This is a genomic window from Rhizobium acaciae (genome assembly GCF_025941625.1).
Lineage (GTDB): Bacteria > Pseudomonadota > Alphaproteobacteria > Rhizobiales > Rhizobiaceae > Rhizobium > Rhizobium acaciae.
Genome location: NZ_JAPCZO010000003.1, coordinates 302,058 through 325,729 on the forward strand (window position 1 = coordinate 302,058; position 23,672 = coordinate 325,729).

At 61.0% G+C, this 23,672-nt stretch carries 21 protein-coding genes; 16 read left to right on the forward strand and 5 right to left on the reverse strand.

Annotated elements, in window-relative coordinates; translation table 11 throughout:
- Nucleotides 1–84: 84 nt before the first annotated feature.
- From OLZ32_RS07235 to OLZ32_RS07250, 4 genes are read right to left on the reverse strand one after another with little or no spacing between them, the layout of a single operon-like run.
- Nucleotides 85–780, reverse strand: coding sequence for a hypothetical protein (locus OLZ32_RS07235; RefSeq protein WP_264420349.1), 696 nt, complete (start codon nt 778–780; stop codon nt 85–87).
- Between the two features lie 60 nt (nt 781–840).
- Nucleotides 841–1,758, reverse strand: a complete 918-nt coding sequence (locus tag OLZ32_RS07240) for an NAD-dependent epimerase/dehydratase family protein (RefSeq protein WP_264420351.1) — start codon at nt 1,756–1,758, stop codon at nt 841–843.
- Nucleotides 1,755–2,591, reverse strand: a complete 837-nt coding sequence (locus OLZ32_RS07245) for a glycosyltransferase (protein ID WP_264420353.1) — start codon at nt 2,589–2,591, stop codon at nt 1,755–1,757. Before OLZ32_RS07245 ends, OLZ32_RS07240 begins: the two co-directional genes overlap by 4 nt.
- A 10-nt stretch (nt 2,592–2,601) precedes the next feature.
- Complete coding sequence (locus tag OLZ32_RS07250; RefSeq protein ID WP_264420355.1) at nt 2,602–3,822, reverse strand: NAD-dependent epimerase/dehydratase family protein; 1,221 nt, start codon at nt 3,820–3,822, stop codon at nt 2,602–2,604.
- Nucleotides 3,823–3,941: 119 nt separating this feature from the next.
- Between OLZ32_RS07250 and ybgC the strand changes: the two genes are divergently transcribed.
- From ybgC to serA, 15 genes are all read left to right on the forward strand, one after another.
- Nucleotides 3,942–4,397, forward strand: a complete 456-nt coding sequence (ybgC, locus tag OLZ32_RS07255; protein ID WP_028742193.1) for a tol-pal system-associated acyl-CoA thioesterase — start codon at nt 3,942–3,944, stop codon at nt 4,395–4,397.
- A gap of 375 nt (nt 4,398–4,772) precedes the next feature.
- Nucleotides 4,773–5,492, forward strand: coding sequence for a protein TolQ (gene tolQ, locus OLZ32_RS07260; RefSeq protein ID WP_003542733.1), 720 nt, complete (start codon nt 4,773–4,775; stop codon nt 5,490–5,492).
- 18 nt (nt 5,493–5,510) lie between these two features.
- On the forward strand, nt 5,511–5,966 hold the full coding sequence (tolR, locus tag OLZ32_RS07265) for a protein TolR (protein ID WP_003542730.1): 456 nt from the start codon (nt 5,511–5,513) through the stop codon (nt 5,964–5,966).
- An 8-nt stretch (nt 5,967–5,974) separates the two neighbouring features.
- The gene (locus tag OLZ32_RS07270; RefSeq protein ID WP_264420358.1) at nt 5,975–7,117 is read left to right on the forward strand and encodes a hypothetical protein; all 1,143 of its coding nucleotides are present in this window, start codon (nt 5,975–5,977) and stop codon (nt 7,115–7,117) included.
- Nucleotides 7,118–7,564 (forward strand): TonB C-terminal domain-containing protein, encoded by a 447-nt coding sequence (locus OLZ32_RS07275; RefSeq protein WP_264420360.1) that lies wholly within the window; start codon nt 7,118–7,120, stop codon nt 7,562–7,564.
- Nucleotides 7,565–7,586: 22 nt separating this feature from the next.
- The gene (gene tolB / locus OLZ32_RS07280; RefSeq protein ID WP_264420362.1) at nt 7,587–8,897 is read left to right on the forward strand and encodes a Tol-Pal system beta propeller repeat protein TolB; all 1,311 of its coding nucleotides are present in this window, start codon (nt 7,587–7,589) and stop codon (nt 8,895–8,897) included.
- 149 nt (nt 8,898–9,046) lie between these two features.
- Nucleotides 9,047–9,580: a peptidoglycan-associated lipoprotein Pal gene (pal, locus tag OLZ32_RS07285; RefSeq protein ID WP_003542713.1), complete on the forward strand. Its 534-nt coding sequence runs from the start codon at nt 9,047–9,049 to the stop codon at nt 9,578–9,580.
- 161 nt (nt 9,581–9,741) lie between these two features.
- Nucleotides 9,742–10,728 (forward strand): tol-pal system protein YbgF, encoded by a 987-nt coding sequence (gene ybgF, locus OLZ32_RS07290; RefSeq protein ID WP_003542712.1) that lies wholly within the window; start codon nt 9,742–9,744, stop codon nt 10,726–10,728.
- A gap of 11 nt (nt 10,729–10,739) precedes the next feature.
- Entirely contained in the window at nt 10,740–12,191 is a 1,452-nt protein-coding gene (gene tilS, locus OLZ32_RS07295; RefSeq protein ID WP_264420364.1) for a tRNA lysidine(34) synthetase TilS, read from the forward strand.
- A 96-nt stretch (nt 12,192–12,287) separates the two neighbouring features.
- A complete protein-coding gene (gene ftsH, locus OLZ32_RS07300) occupies nt 12,288–14,219 on the forward strand; it encodes an ATP-dependent zinc metalloprotease FtsH (RefSeq protein ID WP_017989342.1) in 1,932 nt (643 codons plus the stop codon).
- Between the two features lie 241 nt (nt 14,220–14,460).
- A complete protein-coding gene (gene glmM / locus OLZ32_RS07305; RefSeq protein ID WP_003542705.1) occupies nt 14,461–15,813 on the forward strand; it encodes a phosphoglucosamine mutase in 1,353 nt (450 codons plus the stop codon).
- Nucleotides 15,814–16,120: 307 nt separating this feature from the next.
- Nucleotides 16,121–16,360 (forward strand): hypothetical protein, encoded by a 240-nt coding sequence (locus tag OLZ32_RS07310; protein ID WP_062945198.1) that lies wholly within the window; start codon nt 16,121–16,123, stop codon nt 16,358–16,360.
- Nucleotides 16,361–16,655: 295 nt separating this feature from the next.
- Nucleotides 16,656–17,492 carry an outer membrane protein gene (locus OLZ32_RS07315; RefSeq protein ID WP_003542702.1) on the forward strand — a complete coding sequence of 279 codons (837 nt, stop codon included), beginning with the start codon at nt 16,656–16,658 and terminating at the stop codon, nt 17,490–17,492.
- A gap of 188 nt (nt 17,493–17,680) precedes the next feature.
- Nucleotides 17,681–18,859, forward strand: coding sequence for a phosphoserine transaminase (locus OLZ32_RS07320; RefSeq protein ID WP_264420367.1), 1,179 nt, complete (start codon nt 17,681–17,683; stop codon nt 18,857–18,859).
- An 81-nt stretch (nt 18,860–18,940) separates the two neighbouring features.
- Nucleotides 18,941–20,536: a phosphoglycerate dehydrogenase gene (gene serA, locus OLZ32_RS07325; RefSeq protein ID WP_003542699.1), complete on the forward strand. Its 1,596-nt coding sequence runs from the start codon at nt 18,941–18,943 to the stop codon at nt 20,534–20,536.
- Between the two features lie 157 nt (nt 20,537–20,693).
- Here serA and OLZ32_RS07330 read toward each other — a convergent pair whose 3' ends face one another.
- Entirely contained in the window at nt 20,694–20,960 is a 267-nt protein-coding gene (locus OLZ32_RS07330) for a hypothetical protein (protein WP_011653392.1), read from the reverse strand.
- A gap of 163 nt (nt 20,961–21,123) precedes the next feature.
- On the opposite strand from OLZ32_RS07330, the gene OLZ32_RS07335 reads away from it, so the two are divergent.
- The gene (locus OLZ32_RS07335; RefSeq protein ID WP_264420369.1) at nt 21,124–23,277 is read left to right on the forward strand and encodes a putative bifunctional diguanylate cyclase/phosphodiesterase; all 2,154 of its coding nucleotides are present in this window, start codon (nt 21,124–21,126) and stop codon (nt 23,275–23,277) included.
- The last annotated feature ends 395 nt before the right edge of the window (nt 23,278–23,672 follow it).

The following is a 23,672-nucleotide window of genomic DNA, read 5'->3' on the forward strand; positions in this document are numbered from 1 at the left end:
ATAGACGGCGGGATGTCCGATGCAAATGCCGGATGCGACAGCATCGCGCTCGTTTCACGCCTCGGCCGCCGGCAGCAGCGATCGTCAGACGACGATGCTTGTCGGTATTGTCGCCGTGGCTATGGAGAAGCCTGCCATATTGGCCCCGGCCTGCCGGTCCTGCTGCCGCAACTCGCGCATCGCCTTTTCGAGCACTTGCTTGAGTTCGCGCACGACCGCCTTGAACTCTTCCATCGTTTCGCGATCATCGGCCGAGATTCCTGAGAATTTCGGGGCATCCTCGGCGACGCTCGCATAGGCCTTGCGGGTGTTGGCGGTAGCGTCCGGTTCCTGCGAGCCGGTCTCGCCGGCCGCAGTTTCTCCTGAAGTATCCGTCAACGCAGCAGCGGCCCCGCTCGTTGCGACTGCTGTTGCACCCGTGGTGGCATCCACCGGAACAGCCGTTGCCGGGCTGCCGGTCGCGACTGATGATGCGAATCCGGAGGCGGCGGTGCCGACCTTGCGCGCCAGTTCGGCGGCCAGCCGGGCGACCACCTCAGGTGCCATGTTGGAGCTGCGCAGCATCTCCAACTCCTGTTTTGCCTCTTCGAGCTTGCGTTGTGCCTTCGCCTTGGCCTCGTCTCCCGAGTTCGCCAAGGTCTGGCGCATCTGCTGCAGCGCCTGGGTGGCGCGCTGCAGCTTCAGCACGCCCTGATCGGTCTCGCTTCCGGCGGCTGTAATGGCTGCCGTCGAAGACGCGCCGCGCAAGATGATGGAGGCAGACGTGGTTGCGACCTGCATGAACAATTCCCCGATTTTTAATTCGAGGCCCCGATTGCGATTCGGGCGCATTCTGCAACGTCAGACTTGCGTGGACCTGTGTCTTGGGGATTTAGGCAGCGCAGCGGCCAGCCGCTGCATCGTCTCGTCGAATAGAGGGGCTCCGCCGGGCGCCCAGCCGAGCGCGCGGATTTTCGCAGTGCTCATGGGATTGAGCGCGGCGCTATCGGCAGGGGCCGGCAGCGCGTGCCGACAGCCCGTCTCGCGGCGGATGGATGAAAGGATATCGCGTGTGTCGACTGACATGTCCGAGACGTTGAAGACCTCGCCGGAGATCCGGGTGCTTTCTGTCTCCAGCATCAGTCTTACCGCCCGACCGAGGTCGCGGCCGTGAACTTCCGTTCCCAGCCGGGCAGCAACCGACCGGCCGGCGAGGTAATCGGCGATGAGGCCGTCCCATTTGTTCGGCGAGAGATCGCCATAGACACCGGTCGCCCTCAGGCTTACGCCGGCAAAGCCCGGCGTGGAGAGATGGGCAAGCGCGCGTTCGGCATCGAGCTTGACCTGGCCGTAGAGTGTTTCGGGCTTGGCCAGCATCGTCTCCGTCAGTTCGGTTGCCTCGGGATGTTCGCCGTAGGCGGCGCGGCTGGACAGGAAGACGCAGCGGCGCGTGCCGGCGCGTTTGGCGGCTTCGAAAAGCCGGACGGTGCCGTCGAGGTTCAACCTGTGGAAGGTCTTCGGATCGTCGCCCTCGCCGCCGCGATATTTGCCCGGAACATGACTGAAAGCGGCGTGGACGAAGAAATAGGCGTCATCGAAGACATCGATCTGATCCTTGTCGGGATCGAGCGAAAGCGCTGCGAACTCGACCGGGCGGGAGAAGAGGCGGGGCAGCGGCGCGCGGCGCCCGCCGACGATCACCTGATATCCGGCGGCCAGCAGTTCCTCGACGACATACCGGCCGACGAGACCCGTTCCACCCGATACCAGTACCTTCATGCTGCCCCTTCCGGATTGTCCAGCGCCGTGATCTCAGGCACGTCGCCGCCATCGTGGAAACGGTGCCACAGATCGATCAAAGGTTGTAGTCGCGCTGCCTTGGGATGATCCTTTTCCCACGGTTTTTCATACTGGTAATGCAGGATCGAAATGCTCTTCCAGTCCCAAAGGTCCGGCATGGTGAACCATACATATTGCAGCATGTTGAAATAAACCGGCAGGCCGTGCCAATCCGGGAAGAACGTCTCGAGAAAGGTCTGATCGGTGCGCCGCCAAAACGTGTCTGGCCTGTCGAGCCTTTCGAGCATGTGCCGGAACGTGTCATGCGAGGGCGTGGCGACGAAGACGCCGGAATTCATCCGGCGGAAGTCGGCGAGGTTTTCGTAGACATTCGGGGCGGCGGAAAACTCCGGATAGAGGAAGAGCCTGTCGACGTTCTTCAGCACGAGGGCGTCGGCGTCGATGAAGACGCAGCGCTGGTATTCGACGAGCTGCCAGAGCCTGAGCTTGCAGAAATTGTCGAGCGGCGAATGGAAATCCGGCTTGCGGCCCTTGGTGAAAGGGGCTGTCGAATGGAGCTGGCCACGCGCATGGCGTTCGTTGAAGGCGGCAGAGAGCGGCAGGTGCTCGACCTCGATCAGGCGGCAGTCGAGCGCTTTCAGGGGCAAAAGGGCGGCCGCATCGACGCCGCCGGTGTGGAGAATGACGATATCGGCCCTAGTGCCGGTTTGGCGCAGGGAGCGGGCAAGCGCGGTCGCGCCCATGGCGTAATCGGCATTGGTGACCAGTGTGACATAGGCGAAGCGGGCGGGCATCCCGCTGGTGTTCGTCATATTGCGGTGCTCATGAAACCGACTTCAGCCGCTTGCCTTCCGGATCGTGATTGATTGTCGCGGCGATGTCCTTGGTCCAGGCGGAGACGGCCGGCACGCGCGAGCGGTCGACGCGATAGGCGAACTTCTTCGCGACGTCGACGATCTCGCCGAGCAGGCCGGCTTCCAGCGTGATCGGTTCGAGGCCGAGATCGCGGAATTTTTCGTTGCGGACGATCAGCTCGTTCTCTGCGGCTTCCTTGCGCGGGTTGGGCAGCCAGGCAATCTTGGCGCCGCTCATCCTGGCGATCATCTCGGCAAGGTCGCGCACCCGGTGGGTTTCTGTCATCTGGTTGAAGATCTCGACGCGGGCGCCGCGAGCCGGCGGGTTTTTCAGCGCCAGCTCGATGCAGCGGACCGAATCCTGGATATGGATGAAGGCGCGGGTCTGGCCGCCGGTGCCGTGCACCGTCAGCGGATAGCCGATCGCCGCCTGGATGAGGAAGCGGTTCAGCACCGTGCCATAATCGCCGTCATAGTCGAAACGGTTGATCAGCTGCGCGTGGCGGCGCGTCTGCTCGGTATGCGTACCCCAGACGATGCCCTGGTGCAGATCGGTGATCCTCAGGCCGTCATTCCGCGCGTAGAACTGGAAGAGAAGCTGATCCAGGCACTTGGTCATGTGATAGATCGAGCCGGGATTGGAGGGATAGAGGATCTCCTGGCTGACCGTCTCGCCGCCTGCAGTCTCGATGTCGACCGGCAGGTAACCCTCGGGGATCGCCGCCCCGACTGTCGAATAGCCGTAGACGCCCATGGTGCCGAGATGGATGAGATGGGTATCGAGATTGAGCTCCGTCAGCGCGTTCAACAGGTTGTGCGTGGCGCTGACATTGTTGTTGACGGTGTAGTTTTTGTGACGGTCGCTCTTCATCGAATAGGGCGCGGCCCGCTGCTCGGCAAAATGGATGACGGCATCCGGGCGGTGTTCGGAAAGCCAGTTTTTCAGGAGTTCGTAATCCTTGGCGAGATCGATCAGATTGAAGTGGATGCGGCGTCCGGTTTCTGCATGCCAGATTCGGGTGCGCTCCTGGATCGAATCCATCGGGGTCAGCGACTGAACGCCAAGTTCGGTGTCGATCCAGCGGCGCGAGAGATTGTCGAGGATATGGATGTCGTGCCCGGCATCGGAGAGATGCAGCGACGTTGGCCAACCAATGAAACCGTCTCCGCCCATAACCGCAATCTTCATCGCATCGTCTCCTGATTGGTCGCTCATTATCGGGAATAGTTAGGAATTGTGACAATCATTCAATGCTTGCCTGTCCGGAAGCGTTGCGCCAAACAGGGCACCTGAGTTTGGAGAAAATTATGACGGAACGCCCTTTTTCCATTTCGGGAGAGCTGACGGAGGCCGGACACAGCCTCGTCCAACGGGTCTATTATGAAGATACGGACTTCTCCGGCCTGGTCTATCACGCCCGCTATCTGCATTTCCTGGAGCGCGGCCGCACCGATTATCTGCGCTGCCTCGGCGTCGAGCAGCGCGAACTCGTCAGTGCCGACGAGGAGGGGCTGGTTTTCGTTGTCCACCGCATGGAGATCGACTTCAAGAGCCCGGCGCGCATGGACGATGTGCTGACGATCCTGACGCATACGGAAAAAGCCGGCGGCGCCAAGATGGTACTCAATCAGCAGATCCGCTCGGGCGAGACGCTGCTGATCGCCGCCAAGGTGATTATCGCCGTCATCAACGCCCGGGGGCGGCCGAGGCGGCTGCCGGAAACGCTGGCGGTGAAATTCCTGGAAGGCAGCCAGCCGTTGTAGTCAAAATCGCTTGAAATTCAGGTCTTGTCAGAACTTGAGTTTTATGTGAAGGAATTCCCGCGCCGCAGGATGAGCGCTCTTTCGGCAGCCGGACCTTGCTCCGGTCAAGTAATCCATGGAACGAAATCTTCCAAACACAGGCTTACTGTCACAGTCCGGCACTAACGATCTATTAACCATAATAGTGTCTTACTGGGAAAGTCGGAGTTTGTGCGGTGCACGCCTTCCTTTGACCAAATTTGACGGCAAGAAGGCGGAAGATGAGCTTGGAAGTTTGACCAGGGCTTTGGGCGGCGGCCGCCGGACACTTCTTGCGAGATCAGTTTGTGCCGCCCGGTCCAGCACCGGGCGTTTGGATTCGGGGATTTTGGACCAATGGAACAAGTAGGATTGGCAGCAGCAACGACGGACGTCAGCCTCTGGTCGCTTTTCATGCAGGCCGGCATCGTCGTCAAGCTCGTCATGCTCGGGCTCATCGCGGCCTCGGTGTGGACGTGGGCGATCGTCATCGACAAATACCTGGCCTATGGCCGCGCACGGCGCCAGTTCGACAAGTTCGAACAGGTGTTCTGGTCGGGCCAGTCGCTGGAAGAACTCTATCGCTCGCTGTCGGAGCGTAACAATACAGGGCTCGCGGCGATCTTCGTGGCCGCCATGCGCGAATGGAAGAAATCCTTCGAACGTGGCGCTCGATCGCCGATCGGCCTGCAGATGCGTATCGACCGCGCGATGGATGTGACGCTCGCCCGTGAAACCGAATTTCTCGGCGCTCGCCTTGGATCGCTCGCGACCATCGGCTCGGCCGGTCCGTTCATCGGTCTGTTCGGTACGGTCGTCGGCATCATGACCTCGTTTCAGGCGATCGCCGGTTCGAAGTCGACCAACCTTGCGGTGGTTGCGCCCGGTATCGCCGAAGCGCTGCTGGCCACCGCGATCGGCCTCGTCGCCGCTATCCCGGCAGTTATCGCCTATAACAAGTTCTCTGCCGATGCCGGCAAGCTCTCGGGCCGCATGGAAGGTTTCGCGGATGAATTCTCCGCCATACTTTCGCGCCAGATCGACGAGAAACTGCAGCCGCGCGCTGCCGCTCAGTAACCAACGGAGTATTCTCACATGGGTATGGCTGTTGGAGGCAATGGCGGCGGGGGCGGCGGACGACGCCGTCGCGGCGGTCGGAACAGGGCCGTGATTTCTGAAATTAACGTGACGCCGCTTGTCGACGTCATGCTGGTGCTTTTGATCATCTTCATGGTCGCGGCACCGATGATGACCGTCGGCGTGCCGATCGACCTGCCGGAAACGCAGGCCAAGGCGCTGAATTCCGAGACGCAGCCGATCACCATATCCGTCAAGAATGACGGCGAGGTGTTCCTGCAGGAAACGCCGATCCCGGCCGCGGAGATCGCCGCCAAGCTCGAGGCGATCGCCACCACCGGTTATAATGAACGTATCTTCGTGCGCGGCGACGCGACAGCGCCTTACGGCGTCATCGCCGATGTCATGGCGCGTATTCAGGGCGCGGGCTTCAAGAATATCGGCCTCGTGACGCAGCAGAAGAAGGACCAATAGCGCGCAAAATGAAGGCCAGTGTCATCACATCTGCTGTTTTGCACGGCCTGGTGCTCACCTGGGCGATGGTATCGCTCGGCGCTCCGGAATCCTTTAAGGTAGAGGATTTCGAGGCGATGCCGGTCGATCTGGTGCCGGTGGAATCCATTACCCAGATGCAGCAGGGCGACAAGAAGGCTCCGAAGAAGGAGACTTCCGCGCCCGTGCCGACGACGCGGCCGCCGATTGCGCAACCGGCCGAGAATGCCGGCGACAACAATGTCGATCTGAAGACACCGCCGGTGCCGAACGCCAAACCCAGCAATACGGAGGCTGCCGCGGCGAATTCGAGCGACAAGCCGATGCCGAAGATCGATCCTAAGCCGAATGACGTGAAGGAGATCGTCAAGGAGGAAACGGAAGTCGAGCAGCCGAAGCAGGTCGCTTCAATTCCGCCGCCGAAGCCGGTCGAGGTGACGCCGCCGAAGCCTGAGGAAAAACCGCCGGAAGAGCAGGCCAAGCCGGAGGAGCCGCCGAAGCCCGATGCCGAGGCGCTGCCGGACAACGTGCCGACCCCCGTCGCCAAGCCGCAGGTGAAGCCGCCGGAACCACAGAATCCCGTCGAAAAGCCGCCGGAAAAGACTGCGGATCAGCCGAAGACCGCCGACACACCGACCGACAAGAAGAAGGCGGACAAGAAGCAGGAAACGGCGAAATCCGCCTCATCGATGAAGAGCGACTTCAATGCCGACGAGGTTGCTGCGCTGCTGAATAAGACCGACCCTTCCGCTGGGGGTGCGAAGCGCTCGACTCAAGAAGCATCGCTTGGTGCTAAGAAAAGCAATGGTGGTGCTTCCCTTAGCCAGAGCGAGATTGATGCCGTGCGCGGCCAAATCTCTGGCAACTGGACGGTTGTTTCCGGGTTGGCCGGCGCTAACGAGGTTCATCTTAAGGTTCGTGTTCAACTTGATCCGGCCGGCAATGTCGTTGGCGATCCTGAGGTCATTGCTTCAGGCGGGCCGGATTCAACACGTCAAGCGCTCAAGAGCAGTGTCTACCGCGCAGTTATGAAATCATCTCCTCTCAAAAATTTGCCTGCAGACAAATATGAGGGAGAAAACGGCTGGAACGAGATGGATCTCAACTTCGATGCCAGCGATCTGGGGATTTAAGTGTCGAAGAACCTGTTCCATTTCGCGAAGGCTTTCGGGATATACGCGGTGCTGACAGGGTTCGTCGTTGGCTTCACCTTTCCACTCAATGCGGATGCGGAGACGGTTGATCGCGGGAACCGCAGCGCAAAAGCGACGGCTATCAGTGCGTCCGAATTTAATGCGATGCGAGATGCGATCGAAAGTCACTTCATCGTCGATACCAGGCAGAAAGACCTCGGCAGCGTACATATGAAGGTTCACGTAAAGCTTGATAGGGATGGCCAGATCGTAGGCGTCCCTGACGTCGAGGTCAGCGGTGGCAGTGAGCGTACGCGGAAAAGTATTGCCGATGCTGCCCTTCGCGCAGTTCGTCGCGCAGCTCCTTTTACAATGCTTCCGAAAGAGAAATACGATGTCTGGAAGGAAGTTATTTTCAACTTCGACACCAGCGCTCTTACCCAATAAGATGCTGAAAGGCTTGTTTGATATGGTCAAGTGTTCCCTCATCCGCGCGCTCGTGGTCGCCGTGGGCATGACTGCCGCCGCTCTTACCTCCTCTCCGGCGAATGCGCGCGTTGAAATCAACATCAACAAGGGCAATATTCAGCCGCTACCGATTGCCGTGACGGATTTCCTGCAGGGCGATATGGGCGCGCAGGTCTCACAGGTGATTGCCGCCGACCTGCAGCGTTCCGGATTGTTTGCGCCTATTAACAAGTCCGCTTTCATCGAGAAAATTTCCAACCCGGACGCTTCGCCGCGCTTCGAGGACTGGAAGGTCATCAATGCCCAGGCGTTGGTCACCGGCCGGGTTACCAAGGAAGCGGATGGCCGCCTTCGCGCCGAATTCCGCCTGTGGGATACTTTTGCCGGACAGCAGATGACCGGCCAGCAGTTCTATACCCAGCCGGAGAACTGGCGCCGTGTGGCTCACATCATCGCCGATGCGATCTACAAGCAGATCACCGGTGAGGAAGGTTATTTCGACACCCGCGTCGTCTTCGTCTCCGAATCCGGCACCAAACAGCAGCGCAAGCGGCAGCTGGCGATCATGGATCAGGATGGCTTCAACGTGCGGATGCTGACGGATGGCAGCGATCTCGTGCTGACGCCGCGCTTCTCGCCGAGCCGGCAGGAAGTGACCTACATGTCCTTTGCCAACCAGCAGCCGCGGGTCTACCTGCTGCAGCTCGAAACCGGGCAGCGCGAGGTCGTCGGCAATTTTCCCGGCATGACCTTCTCGCCGCGCTTTTCGCCTGATGGTCAGAAGGTAATCATGAGCCTGCAGCAGGATGCCAATTCCAACATCTATACGATGGACCTGCGCTCGCGCACGACGACGCGGTTGACCTCGACGGCGGCGATCGACACGTCGCCCTCCTATTCGCCTGACGGCGCACGCGTCAGCTTCGAAAGCGACCGCGGCGGAAAGCCGCAGATCTACGTGATGAACGCCGATGGCTCGGGCCAGACCCGTATTTCCTTCGGCGACGGCTCCTATTCGACGCCGGTCTGGTCGCCGCGCGGCGATCTCATCGCCTTCACCAAACAGGCCGGCGGCAAATTCTCGATCGGCGTGATGAAGCCGGATGGTTCCGGCGAGCGCATCCTGACGACGGGCTTCCACAATGAGGGCCCGACCTGGGCGCCGAACGGCCGCGTGCTGATGTTCTTCCGCCAGGCGGCGGGGTCGGGCGGTCCCCAGCTCTATTCGATCGATCTGACCGGCTACAACGAACAGCTTGTGAAGACACCGACTTATGCTTCCGACCCGGCCTGGTCGCCGCTTCTGGAGTAGGCGATGTGCTGCCTTCTTGTCGCCCCAAAGTCATGGAACCGAGCGGCCAAGGGACAAGGTAGCAAATCGTTAACCATAATCTTTGAGGGGCGGTTAACCGAGTGCGGTTACTGTCCGGAAACCCTGATGAAATCGCAAGGAGACCGGCCATGAGCCGAATTCATACCCCGGCAATGAGCCGCATGCAGAATTTCGCCCGCAACCCCGTCATGATCGCGCTTATCGCCGGCCTCGCGCTCGCAAGCTGCGCCAAGAAGCCGCCGAACAGCGCCGGCGACCTCGGCCTCGGCAGCGGTGCTGGTGGGGCTGCAACGCCGGGCTCTGCCCAGGACTTCACGGTCAATGTCGGCGACCGCATCTTCTTCGATACCGACTCCTCATCGATCCGCGCCGATGCCTCGCAGACTCTCGACCGTCAGGCCCAGTGGCTCGCCCGCTACCCGAACTATCAGGTCACCGTCGAAGGCCATGCCGACGAACGCGGCACGCGCGAATATAACCTCGCGCTCGGCGCCCGCCGTGCGGCGGCCGCCAAGGACTATCTCGCTTCGCGCGGCGTCCCAGCGCAGCGGCTGAAGACGATTTCCTACGGCAAGGAACGTCCGGTTGCCGTCTGCGACGATATTTCCTGCTGGTCGCAGAACCGCCGCGCGGTTACCGTGCTTGGCGGCGCCGGCATGTGATTGCCGAGCAACAACTCGCTTTTGGAAGGCGGTCCCATCAGGGGCCGCCTTTTCTTTTTGACCACACTTTGGCCAGACTCCGTTGCTTTTTGAAAGCAATTGGAAAAATCTCCTGTTCGTGCCATCGAGGTGCGAAGAATCACTGGGACAGGACGATACATATGAAGAAACTTGTCGTGGCAGGCATGCTGTGCCTCGCGGCTGTGACCGGAAGCGAACGGGCGGCCTATTCGGCCTCGTTCTTCGGGCTACATCTCGGCGGCCGATCCGCGGAAAATCAAGCGGCGCCGCCTGTTGTCAAGGTGCAGAGCGGCGATGCGGAGGTCCGCGTGCAGCAGCTCGAAGAGCAGTTGCGGCAGCTGAACGGCCGGATCGAGGAGATGAGCTTTCAGCTTCTGCAGATGCAGGAGACGATCCGCAAGCAGCAGGAAGACAATGAATTCCGCTTCCAGCAGCTCGAAAAGACGGGTGCCGGCGGTGCCGTCAAGGCGCCTGTCAAGAAGAGCGAGACCGATGCCGCTCCTGCCGCCTCCGGCGGCGACGACATTGCCAAGGTGATCCAAGCACCGCAGGGAGCCGAAACGGCTCCCTCCACCAGTGTGCCTGAGAATAGCGGCCTCGGCCAGCCGCCGAAGGAGCTCGGCTCGATCGATTTCGATCAGAACGGAAATCCGATCGGCGGAAGCGTCGACGAAAATGCCACGATCGGTTCCGGGCCGATTCCCGATGCCAGCCCCAAAACGCCGCAGCAGACCGCCTCGCTCGGCAGCGAGGCCGACCAGTACAAGGCCGCCTATGGCCACGTGCTATCCGGCGATTACAACACGGCCGAACAGGAATTCACGCAGTATATCACCCGCTACCCGAGCAGCGCGCGGGCGGCGGACGCCAATTTCTGGCTCGGCGAAGCGCTCTATTCGCAGGGCAAGTACAATGAGGCGGCCAAGACCTTCCTCAATGCACATCAGAAATACGGCACTTCGGAAAAGGCGCCGGAAATGCTGCTGAAGCTCGGCATGTCGCTTGCCGCCCTCGACAATACCGAGACGGCCTGTGCGACGCTGCGCGAAGTGTCGAAGCGTTATCCGAAGGCCTCGCGTGCCGTCATAAGCAAGGTTGCGAGCGAACAGAAGCGCCTCGCCTGCTAAGGCCTTCCGGAATGTCTCCGGAAACCGCATCGCCTCTACAGGCGATCCTCCAGTTTCTTTTGTCGCTTCAAAGCCCCGCGCGCATTCTCGTCGCGATATCAGGCGGCAGCGATTCCACCGGCCTGCTTCTTCTTCTCGATGAAGCCGTGAAGGCCGCACCCCATCTCAAGATTTCCCTTTGCGCTGCGACCGTCGATCATGCGCTGCGCGCCGGCTCGGCAGACGAGGCGCGTGAGGTCGCAGCCCTTTGCACATCGCTCGGCATTCCCCACACCACCATGATCTGGGAGGGCGACAAGCCGAAAACCGGCATCATGGCGGCGGCCCGCGAGGCACGCTATGGCCTGCTGGAAACCGCCGCCGAAAGTTTCGAAGCCGATCTCATCGTCACTGGCCATACCTTCGACGACCAGCGCGAAACACTGCAGATGCGTGGGATGCGAACGGAGCAGATTTCGACCGGCATTGCGGATGCGGTGCTCTTCAACCGACGCTTTTGGATTTTACGGCCGCTTCTCTTTTCCAGCCGGGCAGATATCCGCTCTTTCCTCAAAGAGCACGGCGTGCCGTGGATCGATGATCCGAGCAACGAAGATATGACGTACGAGCGCGTGCGAACACGCCGGAAGCTTTCGACGGATGCAGGTGCCGAGAGGAATATCCGCGCGGCCTGGGAAGCGCGACTGGCACTTGCGGCTAGGGGAGCAGAATGGCTGGATCGTCATTTCACGCTTCACGGCGGTCTGCTCGGGCAGGTGACGCCTGACGGGTTGCGGCAGGATCGGGCGGTCCTCGATTATACACTCGGCCGTCTGACAGCCATTTTCGGTGGGCTGCCGTTTGCGCCGGGGAGGGCGCACATGGAGCGTATCCTTGCATTTGTCACCGGCGGTGAGCCGGGACGGATGACCGCTGGTAGGGTGGTGTTCGATCTCAGGCGTGACGGGCTTTATCTGGCGCGCGAGAGCCGGGGGATATTGCCGCTGGTGTTGCAGCCGGGAGAGGCCGGGGTTTGGGATGGAAGGTATTATGCGCGCAATGGTTTGTCCACATCGATAGTGGTTGAGGTCGCTGCCGCAAACGCCCCCTCATTCCTGTGCTTGTCACAAGAAACCAGCGAGTCCTGGGGCGCGGAAGACACTTCACGCGTTATTGAGTCAAGCACGACGCAGACGCGCGGTGGCTGGATTCCTGTGGCAAGCACAGGAATGAGGGGGCGTATGCAGCACCTTCCCAAGGCGGCATGGAAGCGCGCTGTCGCTTCGGCGCCAGTTATATTTGCCAAAGCGGACTTTTTATCTCCGGAATCCGCCCGCATGGTCGAACTGGCACCCTATTTCGCACCCTTCGACCGCTTTTTGACACGATTTGACTTCATCTTTGCCAATAGGCTTTCGGCGGTTTTCGCGACGGCGCCCTATGCGAGGCTGCCTTTAAGAAGTATTGACGGAAAAACCATCTGACTTAGGGGATCGCCTTGGCAATCGCACGGCGCAACCCTATGTTAGAAACGAATAAGACGGTCGCCATGAGGCGGCTGTTCCATGCTGGGGAGTTCAATGAACCCTAACTTACGAAATTTCGCCTTGTGGGCGATCATAGCGCTTCTGCTGATCGCCCTTTTCAGTATGTTTCAGACGGCGCCGGCACAGACGGGCTCCCGCGAAATCCCTTATTCGCAGTTTCTGCGTGAGGTCGATGCGGGCCGCGTGAAGGACGTCGTGGTCACGGGCAACCGTCTCTCCGGAAGCTATGTTGAAAATGGCACCACCTTCCAGACCTATTCGCCTGTGATCGACGACAGTCTGCTCGATCGCCTGCAGTCGAAGAATGTCCTGGTTTCCGCCCGTCCTGAAACGGACGGCTCTTCGGGTTTCCTCAGCTATCTCGGCACGCTTTTGCCGATGCTTCTGATTCTCGGCGTCTGGCTGTTTTTCATGCGGCAGATGCAAGGCGGCTCACGCGGCGCGATGGGCTTCGGCAAGTCCAAGGCCAAGCTGCTCACCGAAGCGCATGGCCGCGTGACTTTCGAAGACGTTGCTGGTGTCGACGAGGCCAAGCAGGATCTCGAAGAAATCGTCGAATTCCTGCGTGATCCGCAGAAGTTCCAGCGTCTCGGCGGTAAGATCCCGCGCGGCGTGCTGCTCGTCGGTCCTCCGGGCACCGGCAAGACGCTGCTCGCCCGCTCGGTTGCCGGCGAAGCCAATGTGCCCTTCTTCACCATTTCAGGTTCCGACTTCGTCGAAATGTTCGTCGGCGTCGGTGCAAGCCGTGTGCGCGATATGTTCGAGCAGGCGAAGAAGAATGCGCCCTGCATCATCTTCATCGACGAAATCGATGCCGTCGGCCGTCATCGCGGCGCCGGTCTCGGCGGCGGTAATGACGAACGCGAGCAGACGCTCAACCAGCTGCTGGTCGAAATGGACGGCTTCGAGGCGAATGAAGGCGTGATCCTGATCGCCGCTACCAACCGTCCCGACGTTCTTGACCCGGCGCTGCTGCGTCCCGGCCGTTTCGACCGTCAGGTCGTGGTGCCGAACCCCGACATCGTTGGCCGTGAGCGTATCCTCAAGGTGCATGCGCGCAACGTTCCGCTGGCGCCGAATGTCGATCTCAAGATCCTCGCCCGCGGTACGCCCGGTTTTTCCGGCGCCGACCTGATGAACCTCGTCAACGAAGCCGCCCTCATGGCCGCCCGCCGCAACAAGCGCGTCGTCACCATGCAGGAGTTCGAGGACGCCAAGGACAAGATCATGATGGGCGCCGAGCGCCGTTCCTCGGCGATGACCGAGGCGGAAAAGAAGCTCACCGCTTACCATGAGGCCGGACACGCCATCACCGCGCTCAATGTCGCCGTCGCCGATCCGCTGCACAAGGCGACGATCATTCCGCGCGGCCGTGCGCTCGGCATGGTCATGCAGCTTCCCGAGGGCGACCGCTACTCGATGAGCTACAAGTGGATGGTCTCGCGCCTCTGCATCATGATGGGCGGCCGCGTCGCCGAAGAGCTCACCTTCGGCAAGGAGAACATCACTTCGGGTGCTTCTTCCGACATCGAGCAGGCGACCAAGCTTGCCCGCGCCATGGTCACGCAGTGGGGCTTTTCCGATCAGCTCGGTCAGGTCGCCTATGGCGAGAACCAGCAGGAAGTCTTCCTCGGCCACTCGGTTTCGCAGTCGAAGAATGTTTCGGAAGCAACCGCGCAGAAGATCGACAATGAAGTGCGCCGCCTGATCGACGAAGCCTATACGCAGGCCCGCACGATCCTTACGGAAAAGCACGACGAGTTCGTCGCCCTTGCCGAAGGTCTGCTCGAATACGAGACTCTGACCGGCGAAGAGATCAAGGCGCTGATCCGCGGCGAAAAGCCTTCCCGCGATCTCGGTGATGATTCGCCGCCGAGCCGTGGCTCGGCCGTTCCGAAGGCCGGCGCACGGCCTGCCACCAAGGGCGACGAGCCCGAAGGCGGCCTCGAACCGCAGCCGCATTGAACAGCGGCACCAACCCGAACAAGGCCGGATTTCCGAAGTGGGAGATCCGGCCTTTTCTATTGGTAACGGGATATAATCATTTTTCTCGCTAATTTACGTGCTGATCGCCGCATTTTGTGGCATTCCGCTGAATTGAGGCAAGCATGAATCACGCTCCTGGATTGACGACATTCCACTGAAGCCGGATTCGCTTGGAACGATGCGCTGCCTTGAATGGCGCGCGGAAAGCGCAGGAGTGCAGATGAAAAGACGCTATTTCGGTACCGACGGCATTCGTGGCCAATCCAACGTCTTCCCGATGACGCCGGATCTCGCCATGCGGGTCGGCATTGCCGCCGGAACGATCTTCCGCCGCGGCAATCACCGCCACCGCGTCGTCATCGGCAAGGATACGCGCCTTTCCGGTTATATGCTGGAGAACGCCATGGTCGCGGGCTTCACGGCCGCCGGTCTTGACGCCTTTATTCTCGGCCCGATCCCGACGCCAGCTGTTGCCATGCTGACACGCTCGCTGCGTGCCGATCTCGGCGTGATGATCTCGGCTTCGCACAATCCTTACGAGGATAATGGCATCAAACTCTTCGGCCCTGACGGCTACAAGCTGTCGGATGACATCGAGGCCGAGATCGAGGATCTGCTGGAAAAGGACCTGAATGCGCAGCTTGCCAAGTCCGACGATATCGGCCGCGCCAAGCGTGTCGACGGGGTGCATGACCGCTATATCGAACATGCCAAGCGCACCCTGCCGCGCGACGTGACGCTGCAGGGCCTGAGGATCGCCATCGACTGCGCCAATGGCGCTGCCTACAAGGTGGCGCCGGCCGTGCTCTGGGAGCTCGGAGCCGAGGTCGTCACCATCGGCAATGAGCCGAACGGCACCAACATCAATCTCAATTGCGGCTCCACCAGCCCCGTCGCGTTGCAGAAGAAGGTCGACGAGGTGCGTGCCGATATCGGCATCGCGCTCGATGGCGATGCGGATCGCGTCATCATCGTCGACGAGAACGGCTCGATTGTCGACGGCGACCAGCTGATGGCCGTCATCGCCGAGAGCTGGGCCGAGAGCCAGCAGCTGCGCGGCAACGGTATCGTGGCGACCGTCATGTCCAATCTCGGCCTCGAGCGTTTCCTCGATGACAAGGGCCTCGGCCTTGCCCGGACGAAGGTCGGCGACCGCTATGTCGTCGAGCATATGCGCCAGCATAATTACAATGTCGGCGGCGAGCAGTCCGGCCACATCGTGCTTTCGGATTACGGCACGACCGGCGATGGTCTCGTCGCCGCGCTGCAGATCCTGGCCGCGGTCAAGCGTACCGGAAGGACTGTCAGCGAGGTCTGCCGCCGCTTCGAGCCGGTGCCGCAGCTCCTGCGCAATGTCCGCATCAGCGGCGGCAAGCCGCTGGAGGATATCCAAGTGCAGAAGGCGATCGCCGATGCCGAAGCCGAGCTTGCCAGGAACGGTCGCCTGGTCATCCGCCCCTCGGGCACCGAGCCGCTGATCCGCGTCATGGCCGAGGGTGACGACCGCGCCCAGATCGAACGCATCGTCAACGAGCTGATCGGCACGATCTCGAACGTCCGCACCGCCGCCTGATTTTTTTTGAGGCGAAATTTCAAAAGCCGGTACGCAAGTGCCGGCTTTTTGGTTATTGGCGCCTCGGTTCGAAGATCCACTCCGGATCGACTTCCCGCCGGAACCGTTTCCGCCGTTCCGAAGACAGCATTTCAGTGACTTGCCAGCTTGGCTTCCGAGGGGGAGCAAACCTCGGCAGCCGCAGCATGTCGGGGCGCAGTGAGAACTGAGGCGGCATCCACGGAAATTTGCCGATGCCTTGGTGACAGCGCTGTCAACCTCCACACGCGGATGCTACACGGCGGCGTTTGCATTCAAAGGAAATATCATGAAAAAATTGGTGCGCCTGCTGCTGACGATTGCTCTCGCATTCGTCGTCTTTACCGGTTTCCGCTGGTACCGCTACATCACCAACACCGACAGCCCCTACGATGAAATCGGCATCACGCTCAACAATGCCATGCCAGGCCCGATCAATGCCTGGGGCTGTGCCAAGCTCAAAACGACCTTTGGCACCTCCCTGCCCCCGTACGGCTGCGCCGCCGAAAACGCGACGCAGTGGAAGTAACGACAGGGTTCGCCGATTGGAGCCGACCGACTTGATGGCGAAGGAAACCAACTTAGCGATTTGACGGGGTGGGGGTTCTTGGCATTGCGGCTGGCGATATTCGGCAAGTCCGGGGCTGCCAGCCTTTGGCCGAGTTTCACCATATCGAGGAACTTGCCCGCCAATCTCTCTCTTAACGTTTCTTCCCATTTATAGTTAAGCAGCTTTTAACGTTTCCAATTCATTATCCATACGAAGCGTACCAGATTGGCGGCGATTCAGCCTGCCGACGCAACGGGATTTTGGAGTGGGATCCATGAAAAGAAGCTTGTCCGGCATCTTCGCCGCATTGTTGATCGCGACAAATGCCTATTCCGCGGATTTCGCTCCTGCCGAGCCTATCCCGGAGCAGCCGCCGGAGGTAACGGTCACCGAAGCGACCGGCTGGTACCTGCGCGGCGACGTCGGTTATGCCTTTACCGATCTGCGCGGCGCCCGCTATTTTCAGGGCAGCAACGCGACGGAAGTCGATTTCGACGACGCTGATCTCGATGACGCATGGACGATCGGCGGCGGTGTCGGTTATCAGATCAACAGCTATCTGCGCACCGATCTGACCTTCGACTATCTCACCCAGGCGGATTTCAAGGGCTCGACGGTTGGGCAGTGCGGCTTTCCGCTGGTGGACTGCACTTCGAGCGACCGCTCTTCGCTGACAGCCTATACGCTGCTCGCCAACGCCTATGTCGATCTCGGCACCTACGGCTACGTCACGCCTTATGTCGGCGCCGGTATCGGTGGTTCTTACGTGAAGTGGAAGAACCTGCGCAACGTCGCCTGCGCCGATGACGGCAGCTTCTGCGACGACCAGGTCACCCATGGCGGCAAGGGCAACTGGCGCTTTACCTACGCCCTCATGGCCGGCGCCTCGATCGACGTGACCTGCAACGTCAAGGCCGATGTCGGCTATCGCTACCTGCATATCGACGGCGGCAACATGTTCGGCTATGCCGACAATGGCGGCCCGGGCCGCGACAAGGGTCTCAGCGTTCACGAAGCCCGCGTCGGTGCCCGCTATCTCTTCGGCGGCTGCGCCCAGGCGAGCTACGAACCGCCGCCGGAAATCCCGCTGCAGCAGCCTGTCTACAAGTAAGTCCATTTCCCAGACATTTGAAAGCCGCCCCCAACCGGGCGGCTTTTCGTATTGCGGCCCTACCGCCCTGCGCCAAAATATGTTCCGCCCGCGACACTTCGATCTTGACTATGACGCGCCGGATCCATACACACGGCGGCGGGACACCCTTCCCCAACGAAGGGCTTTCTATCTGAGAGGATAGCATCATGGCGAAGACCGCAAAGCCGGACATCCGTCCGCACAATACCCATTTTTCTTCTGGCCCCTGCTCGAAGCGCCCCGGTTGGTCGCTCGAAGCCCTTTCCGACGCGGCCCTTGGCCGTTCGCACCGCGCGAAGGTCGGCAAGGCCAAGCTCAAGCAGGCCATCGACCTTACCCGTGAAATTCTCGAAGTGCCGGCGGATTACCGCATCGGCATCGTTCCGGCGTCCGACACCGGCGCCGTCGAAATGGCGCTCTGGTCGCTGCTCGGCGAACGCGGCGTCGATATGCTCGCCTGGGAAAGCTTCGGCGCCGGCTGGGTCACCGATGTCGTCAAGCAGCTGAAGCTCAAGGATGTGCGCAAGCTCGAGGCCGGTTACGGCGAGCTTCCCGATCTCTCCGCCGTCGATTTCGACCGCGACGTCGTCTTCACCTGGAACGGTACCACCTCGGGCGTGCGCGTGCCGAATGCCGATTTCATCCCTGATAACCGCAAGGGCCTGACGATCTGCGACGCCACCTCGGCCGCTTTCGCGCAGGCTCTCGATTTCGCCAAGCTCGACGTCGTCACCTTCTCCTGGCAGAAGGTTCTGGGCGGCGAGGGCGCCCACGGCGTCATCATTCTCTCGCCGCGCGCCGTCGAGCGTCTGGTCACCTACACGCCGGCCTGGCCGCTGCCGAAGATCTTCCGCATGACCTCGGGCGGCAAGCTGACGGAAGGTATCTTCCAGGGCGAGACGATCAACACGCCGTCGATGCTCTGCGTCGAGGACTATATCGATGCGCTTGTCTGGGCCAAGGGCCTCGGCGGCCTCAAGGGGCTGATTGCGCGTGCCGATGCCAATGCCAAGGTCATCCACGATTTCGTCGCGGCAAACGACTGGATCGCCAATCTCGCCGTCAAGGCGGAAACGGCCTCCAACACCTCGGTCTGCCTGAAGATCGTCGACAAGGACATCGCAGCGCTTGACGACGACGGCCAGGCGAATTTCGCCAAGGGCCTGGTCGGTCTCTTGGAAAAGGAAGGTGTCGCCTATGACGTCGGCCACTACCGCGACGCGCCGTCGGGCCTGCGCATCTGGGCCGGCGCCACGATCGAGGCATCCGACATGCAGAAGCTGATGCCCTGGCTTTCCTGGGCCTTCGAAACACAGAAGGCGCAGCTTAATCAGGCCGCCGCCTGAGATGATCGCATTCGGCTCCGCCATAGAGCGGAGCAGCATTCCTGATTCATTCATCGCCGAACACTTTTGAAGGAGGCCCTCATGGCACCTCGCGTTCTCGTATCCGACGAATTGTCGGAAACCGCCGTCCAGATTTTTCGCGACCGCGGCGTCGAAGTCGATTTCGAACCGCAGCTCGGCAAGGATAAAGACCGTCTGCTCGAAGTCATCGGCAAGTATGATGGCCTGGCCATCCGCTCCGCCACCAAGGTGACGGAAAAGATCATCGAGGGGGCGACGAACCTCAAGGTCGTCGGCCGTGCCGGCATCGGCGTCGACAATGTCGATATCCCGGCCGCCTCGCGCCGCGGCATCATCGTGATGAACACGCCCTTCGGCAACTCGATCACGACGGCCGAACACGCGATCGCGCTGATGTTCGCCGTCGCCCGCCAGCTTCCGGCAGCCGATACCTCGACGCAGGCCGGCAAGTGGGAGAAGTCGAAGTTCATGGGCGTCGAGATCACCGGCAAGACGCTCGGCGTCATCGGCGCCGGCAATATCGGCTCGATCGTCTGCGCCCGGGCCATCGGCCTCAAAATGCACGTCGTCGCCTACGATCCGTTCCTCTCCAAGGAGCGCGCCGAGGAGATGGGCGTCACCAAGGTCGAACTCGAAGAGCTTTTCGCCCGGGCCGATTTCATCACGCTGCATGTGCCGATGACCGACAAGACGCGCGGCATCCTCAACAAGGAAGCGCTGGCAAAGACCAAGCCAGGCGTGCGCATCATCAACTGCGCCCGCGGCGGCCTGGTCGATGAAGCAGCGCTTGCCGAAGCGATCAAGTCGGGCCATGTCGCGGGTGCCGCCTTCGACGTGTTCGAGGTCGAGCCCGCCAAGGAAAGCCCGCTCTTCGGCCTGCCGAACGTCGTCTGCACGCCGCATCTCGGCGCCTCGACGACCGAGGCGCAGGAGAACGTCGCTTTGCAGGTGGCCGAACAGATGGCGGATTACCTCGTCAATGGTGCGGTCTCCAACGCCATCAACATGCCGTCGATCACGGCTGAGGAAGCGCCGATCCTGAAGCCCTTCATTCGCCTTGCCGACGTTCTCGGCGCCTTCGTCGGCCAGGTCACCGAAGAGCCGATCAAGGAAATCGAAATCCTCTATGACGGCATCACCGCCAACATGAACACGCGGGCACTGACGAGCGCAGTGCTCGCCGGCCTCATCCGCCCGCAGGTCGCCGACGTCAACATGGTTTCGGCGCCGATCATGATCAAGGAAAAGGGCATCGTGCTTTCCGAGGTCAAGCGCGACAAGACAGGCGTCTTCGACGGCTATATCAAGCTGACGGTGACCACCGAAAGCATGACACGCTCGGTCGCCGGCACGGTGTTTTCGGACGGCAAGCCGCGCTTCATCCAGATCAAGGGCATCAACCTCGATGCCGATGTCGGCTCGCACATGATCTATATCACCAACACCGACGTCCCTGGCATGATCGGCTTCATCGGCACGACGCTTGGTGCTGCCGGCGTCAACATCGCCAACTTCCAGCTCGGCCGTGACAAACAGGGCGGCGACGCTATCGCGCTGCTCTATGTCGACGGCAAGGTTGATGACGCCGTGCTGGCTGAGTTGACGGCCCACCAGGCGGTTCGCCAGGCAAAGCCGCTGACCTTCAATATCGACTGAGTTTTTCCTCCCGAGGAAATGAAAAACCCGGCGCTGGAAACGGCGCCGGGTTTTGCTGCGTCAGGAGCAAGTGAATCTCACAGCGCGTCGCGCTTTAAGTCTTTATTTCATGCATGTCGTGGTCCCAAAACCGCTGCACACTTTTGGGCGACATGCATTAGTGGTGCCGTCGTTTCCGGCGGAGGATTTTGCCGAAACGGGCGACATCGTCTTCAGCCTTCGTGCGGTGAAGGAAGGCGAGCCTGCTACCGTCGAGACCCTGGAAGAATTCGTCCCAGGAAATCTCTTCCTGCGTTTCAGAGGAAAAATCGACGCGGACGGTTTCGCTGTCCGGTGCGTTCTTGATCCGGGCGGGATGGCCGCCGCGCTCCTCGATCCAGTGTCTGATCCTGCTGTAATCCGTCGTCGTGCCGAACCTGCCCATGAAACCCTCCTCAGCAATTCGATTGCGACTTCGATGCCCAAGAACGGACGATCGAGGGAATTGTTCCGTGGTGCCTCAAATATTTATCGAGGACCGAGATCGCGATGGCAAACCGCCGCTTTTGCACATTCTGAAGGCGAAAGCCTAAAGTTTAACCCTGAGTATGATTCTGATTTTATTTAACTTTTCCCAGTATATCCCTGTCATCGGCATCAACCGCACGCGAATTTCCATGGCCCCCTTGCAGAAGACCGAGCAGACCGAAGCACCGAATGACGACTTCCGGTCATTGTTTGCAACGCATCCGTCGCCGATGTGGGTCTATGATCCGATATCGCTGCGCTTTCTCATCGTCAACGAGGCGGCGGCAGCACTTTACGGCTATGGGGCGGACGAGTACCGGCGCATGACGGTTCTGGATATCCGCCCTGAGCATGAGCGGGAACGGATGAGCGACGCCGTCAGCGGCCGTACCGACATGGAAAAGGCGGAACGCTGGGTTCACCTCAAGGCGAGTGGCGAGACCTTCGAAGTGCTGACCTATGGCCGAGAAGTGCGTTTCGAGGGCCGGGCCGCAATCCTGGCGATCGTGCAGGACCGCAGCGAGGTCAACGCCGCCAGACGCCAGATGAGCGATACGCGCTCGCTTCTCGATAGCATCGTCGACAACCTGCCGGTCGGCGTCTTCGTCAAGGACATGGAAGCGGACGGGCTCTACGTTCTCTTCAACGAGGCCTGCGGCGATATCGTCGGCATGAAGGCGGAGCACGTGGTCGGCCAAACCGACCGGGCGCTGTTTCCTCCCAGTCAGACAGACGCCTTTCGCGAGCAGGATCGCCGGGCCTTCGAAGCCAATATGGCAATCAGCTTCGAGGAGACGATGCTGCGCGCCGATGGCATGCCGCGCATCCTGCGCACCGTCAAACGCGCGCTGCCGACGCCGGAGGGCCATGCACCGCGTTATCTGCTCGGCATCTCGCAGGACGTGACGGAGGAGCGCACCGTCGAGGCAAAGCTTGCCCATCTCGCCATGCACGATTCGCTCACCGGCCTGCCGAACCGGGCGGCATTTTCAAACCATATCAACCAGCGGGCGGTCGAAGCGACCGCCGACAGCGCGATCGCGCTGCTTTATATCGACGTCGATCACTTCAAGCATATCAACGACAGCAAGGGACATGCCGCCGGCGACGCGCTGCTTTGCCAAGTGTCGGAGCGGCTGCTGCAGCTGGCGGAGGAGGACGATCTCGTCGCCCGTCTCGGCGGCGACGAATTCGCCGTCGTCCTGGAGCTCGACGAACCGAAGCGGGCCGGGCGTTTTGCGCAGCGGCTGCTCACGGCGCTGAGCCATGCCTTCGATCTCGACGGCGCCCGGGAGCATGTCACCTGCAGTATCGGCATCGCCTTGGCGCCCGATCATGCCGGCGACGCGGATGTGCTGATGCGGCAGGCGGATCTGGCGCTCTATGCCGCAAAGGAGAGCGGACGCTCGACCTATCGTTTCTACGAGACGGAGATGCGGCTTGCCGCCGAGCGCCGCCACGTGATGACCGCCGAGCTGTGGGAGGCGCTGGAGAAGCGCCAGTTCGAGCTGCACTACCAGCCGATCGTGCAGCTCGACAATGACGGCATCGGCGGCTTCGAGGCGCTGATCCGCTGGCGCCATCCCAAGCGCGGGCTGGTGGCGCCGATGGAATTCATTCCGCTCGCCGAGGAAACCGGGCTCATCGTGCCGATCGGCGACTGGGTGATCCGGGAAGCCTGCCGTACGGCCGCCGGCTGGCCCGCCCATCTGAGGATCGCCGTCAATCTCTCCGTCAGCCAGTTTCGGCATGCGAGCCTGCTTTCGACAGTGGTCGCGGCGCTCGACGAGACCGGCCTCAGTGCCGACCGGCTTGAAATCGAAATTACCGAGTCCGTATTCCTGACCGATGCCGACCAAAGCCTGCCGCGGCTACGCGCATTGAAGGAACTCGGCCTCCGCATCGCCATCGACGATTTCGGCACCGGCTATTCGTCGCTGAGCTATCTCCGGTCCTTCCCCTTCGACAAGATCAAGCTCGACCGCAGCTTCGTTTCGGGCATCGAGACGGATGCGGGCAATCTCGCCATCGTGCGCGCCGTCGTCGGCATAGGCTCCGGCTTTAACGCGACGACGCTGGCCGAAGGGATCGAGACGGAAGAGCAGTTGCAGAAGCTGCGCGCAGAAGGCTTCAGCGAGGTGCAGGGCTATCTGCTCGGCCGGCCGATGCCGCAGCACGAGGCGGAGGCGCTGATCCACGGCCGCGCGCTGAAGGCCGCTTCATCTCGCAGATAGACGTGCTTGCGCGGCAGCTGGGATCAGCCGTCCGGCAGAGGCATGCCGCTTGATGCCATCAAGCATTCGTCATTTTGAGAAGGGCGGCAGAAGCGGCATAATCGTCGCGGGCTAGAAAGGAGAATGTCTATGAAACGCTTTTCATTCTCGACGATCGGACTGGCGCTCGTAACCGCCATCATCGCCAATCCGGGCATCGCATTCGCCTGCAACAAGCTGATCGGCACCTGAGCCGCACCCCCACTCGAGGGCGCGGCTTCGGCTGCGCCTTCTCTTCACGGGGAATGCGAAATATCGGTGCCTGAAGGCTGCCCCTTGCGCCCAAGGACAATCCTTTCTATATCGGTGCCTCATCGAGAGACGGCGGCCGATCCCGCCGGAGATCAGCAATCCGC

Bases quoted from the DNA above. Each gene is read 5' to 3' on its own strand.
- OLZ32_RS07235 (WP_264420349.1), bottom strand. From the start codon at position 780: ATGCAGGTCGCAACCACGTCTGCCTCCATCATCTTGCGCGGCGCGTCT.
- OLZ32_RS07240 (WP_264420351.1), bottom strand. From the start codon at position 1,758: ATGAAGGTACTGGTATCGGGTGGAACGGGTCTCGTCGGCCGGTATGTC.
- OLZ32_RS07245 (WP_264420353.1), bottom strand. From the start codon at position 2,591: ATGACGAACACCAGCGGGATGCCCGCCCGCTTCGCCTATGTCACACTG.
- OLZ32_RS07250 (WP_264420355.1), bottom strand. From the start codon at position 3,822: ATGAAGATTGCGGTTATGGGCGGAGACGGTTTCATTGGTTGGCCAACG.
- ybgC (WP_028742193.1), top strand. From the start codon at position 3,942: ATGACGGAACGCCCTTTTTCCATTTCGGGAGAGCTGACGGAGGCCGGA.
- tolQ (WP_003542733.1), top strand. From the start codon at position 4,773: ATGGAACAAGTAGGATTGGCAGCAGCAACGACGGACGTCAGCCTCTGG.
- tolR (WP_003542730.1), top strand. From the start codon at position 5,511: ATGGGTATGGCTGTTGGAGGCAATGGCGGCGGGGGCGGCGGACGACGC.
- OLZ32_RS07270 (WP_264420358.1), top strand. From the start codon at position 5,975: ATGAAGGCCAGTGTCATCACATCTGCTGTTTTGCACGGCCTGGTGCTC.
- tolB (WP_264420362.1), top strand. From the start codon at position 7,587: ATGGTCAAGTGTTCCCTCATCCGCGCGCTCGTGGTCGCCGTGGGCATG.
- pal (WP_003542713.1), top strand. From the start codon at position 9,047: ATGAGCCGAATTCATACCCCGGCAATGAGCCGCATGCAGAATTTCGCC.
- ybgF (WP_003542712.1), top strand. From the start codon at position 9,742: ATGAAGAAACTTGTCGTGGCAGGCATGCTGTGCCTCGCGGCTGTGACC.
- tilS (WP_264420364.1), top strand. From the start codon at position 10,740: ATGTCTCCGGAAACCGCATCGCCTCTACAGGCGATCCTCCAGTTTCTT.
- ftsH (WP_017989342.1), top strand. From the start codon at position 12,288: ATGAACCCTAACTTACGAAATTTCGCCTTGTGGGCGATCATAGCGCTT.
- glmM (WP_003542705.1), top strand. From the start codon at position 14,461: ATGAAAAGACGCTATTTCGGTACCGACGGCATTCGTGGCCAATCCAAC.
- OLZ32_RS07310 (WP_062945198.1), top strand. From the start codon at position 16,121: ATGAAAAAATTGGTGCGCCTGCTGCTGACGATTGCTCTCGCATTCGTC.
- OLZ32_RS07315 (WP_003542702.1), top strand. From the start codon at position 16,656: ATGAAAAGAAGCTTGTCCGGCATCTTCGCCGCATTGTTGATCGCGACA.
- OLZ32_RS07320 (WP_264420367.1), top strand. From the start codon at position 17,681: ATGGCGAAGACCGCAAAGCCGGACATCCGTCCGCACAATACCCATTTT.
- serA (WP_003542699.1), top strand. From the start codon at position 18,941: ATGGCACCTCGCGTTCTCGTATCCGACGAATTGTCGGAAACCGCCGTC.
- OLZ32_RS07330 (WP_011653392.1), bottom strand. From the start codon at position 20,960: ATGGGCAGGTTCGGCACGACGACGGATTACAGCAGGATCAGACACTGG.
- OLZ32_RS07335 (WP_264420369.1), top strand. From the start codon at position 21,124: ATGATTCTGATTTTATTTAACTTTTCCCAGTATATCCCTGTCATCGGC.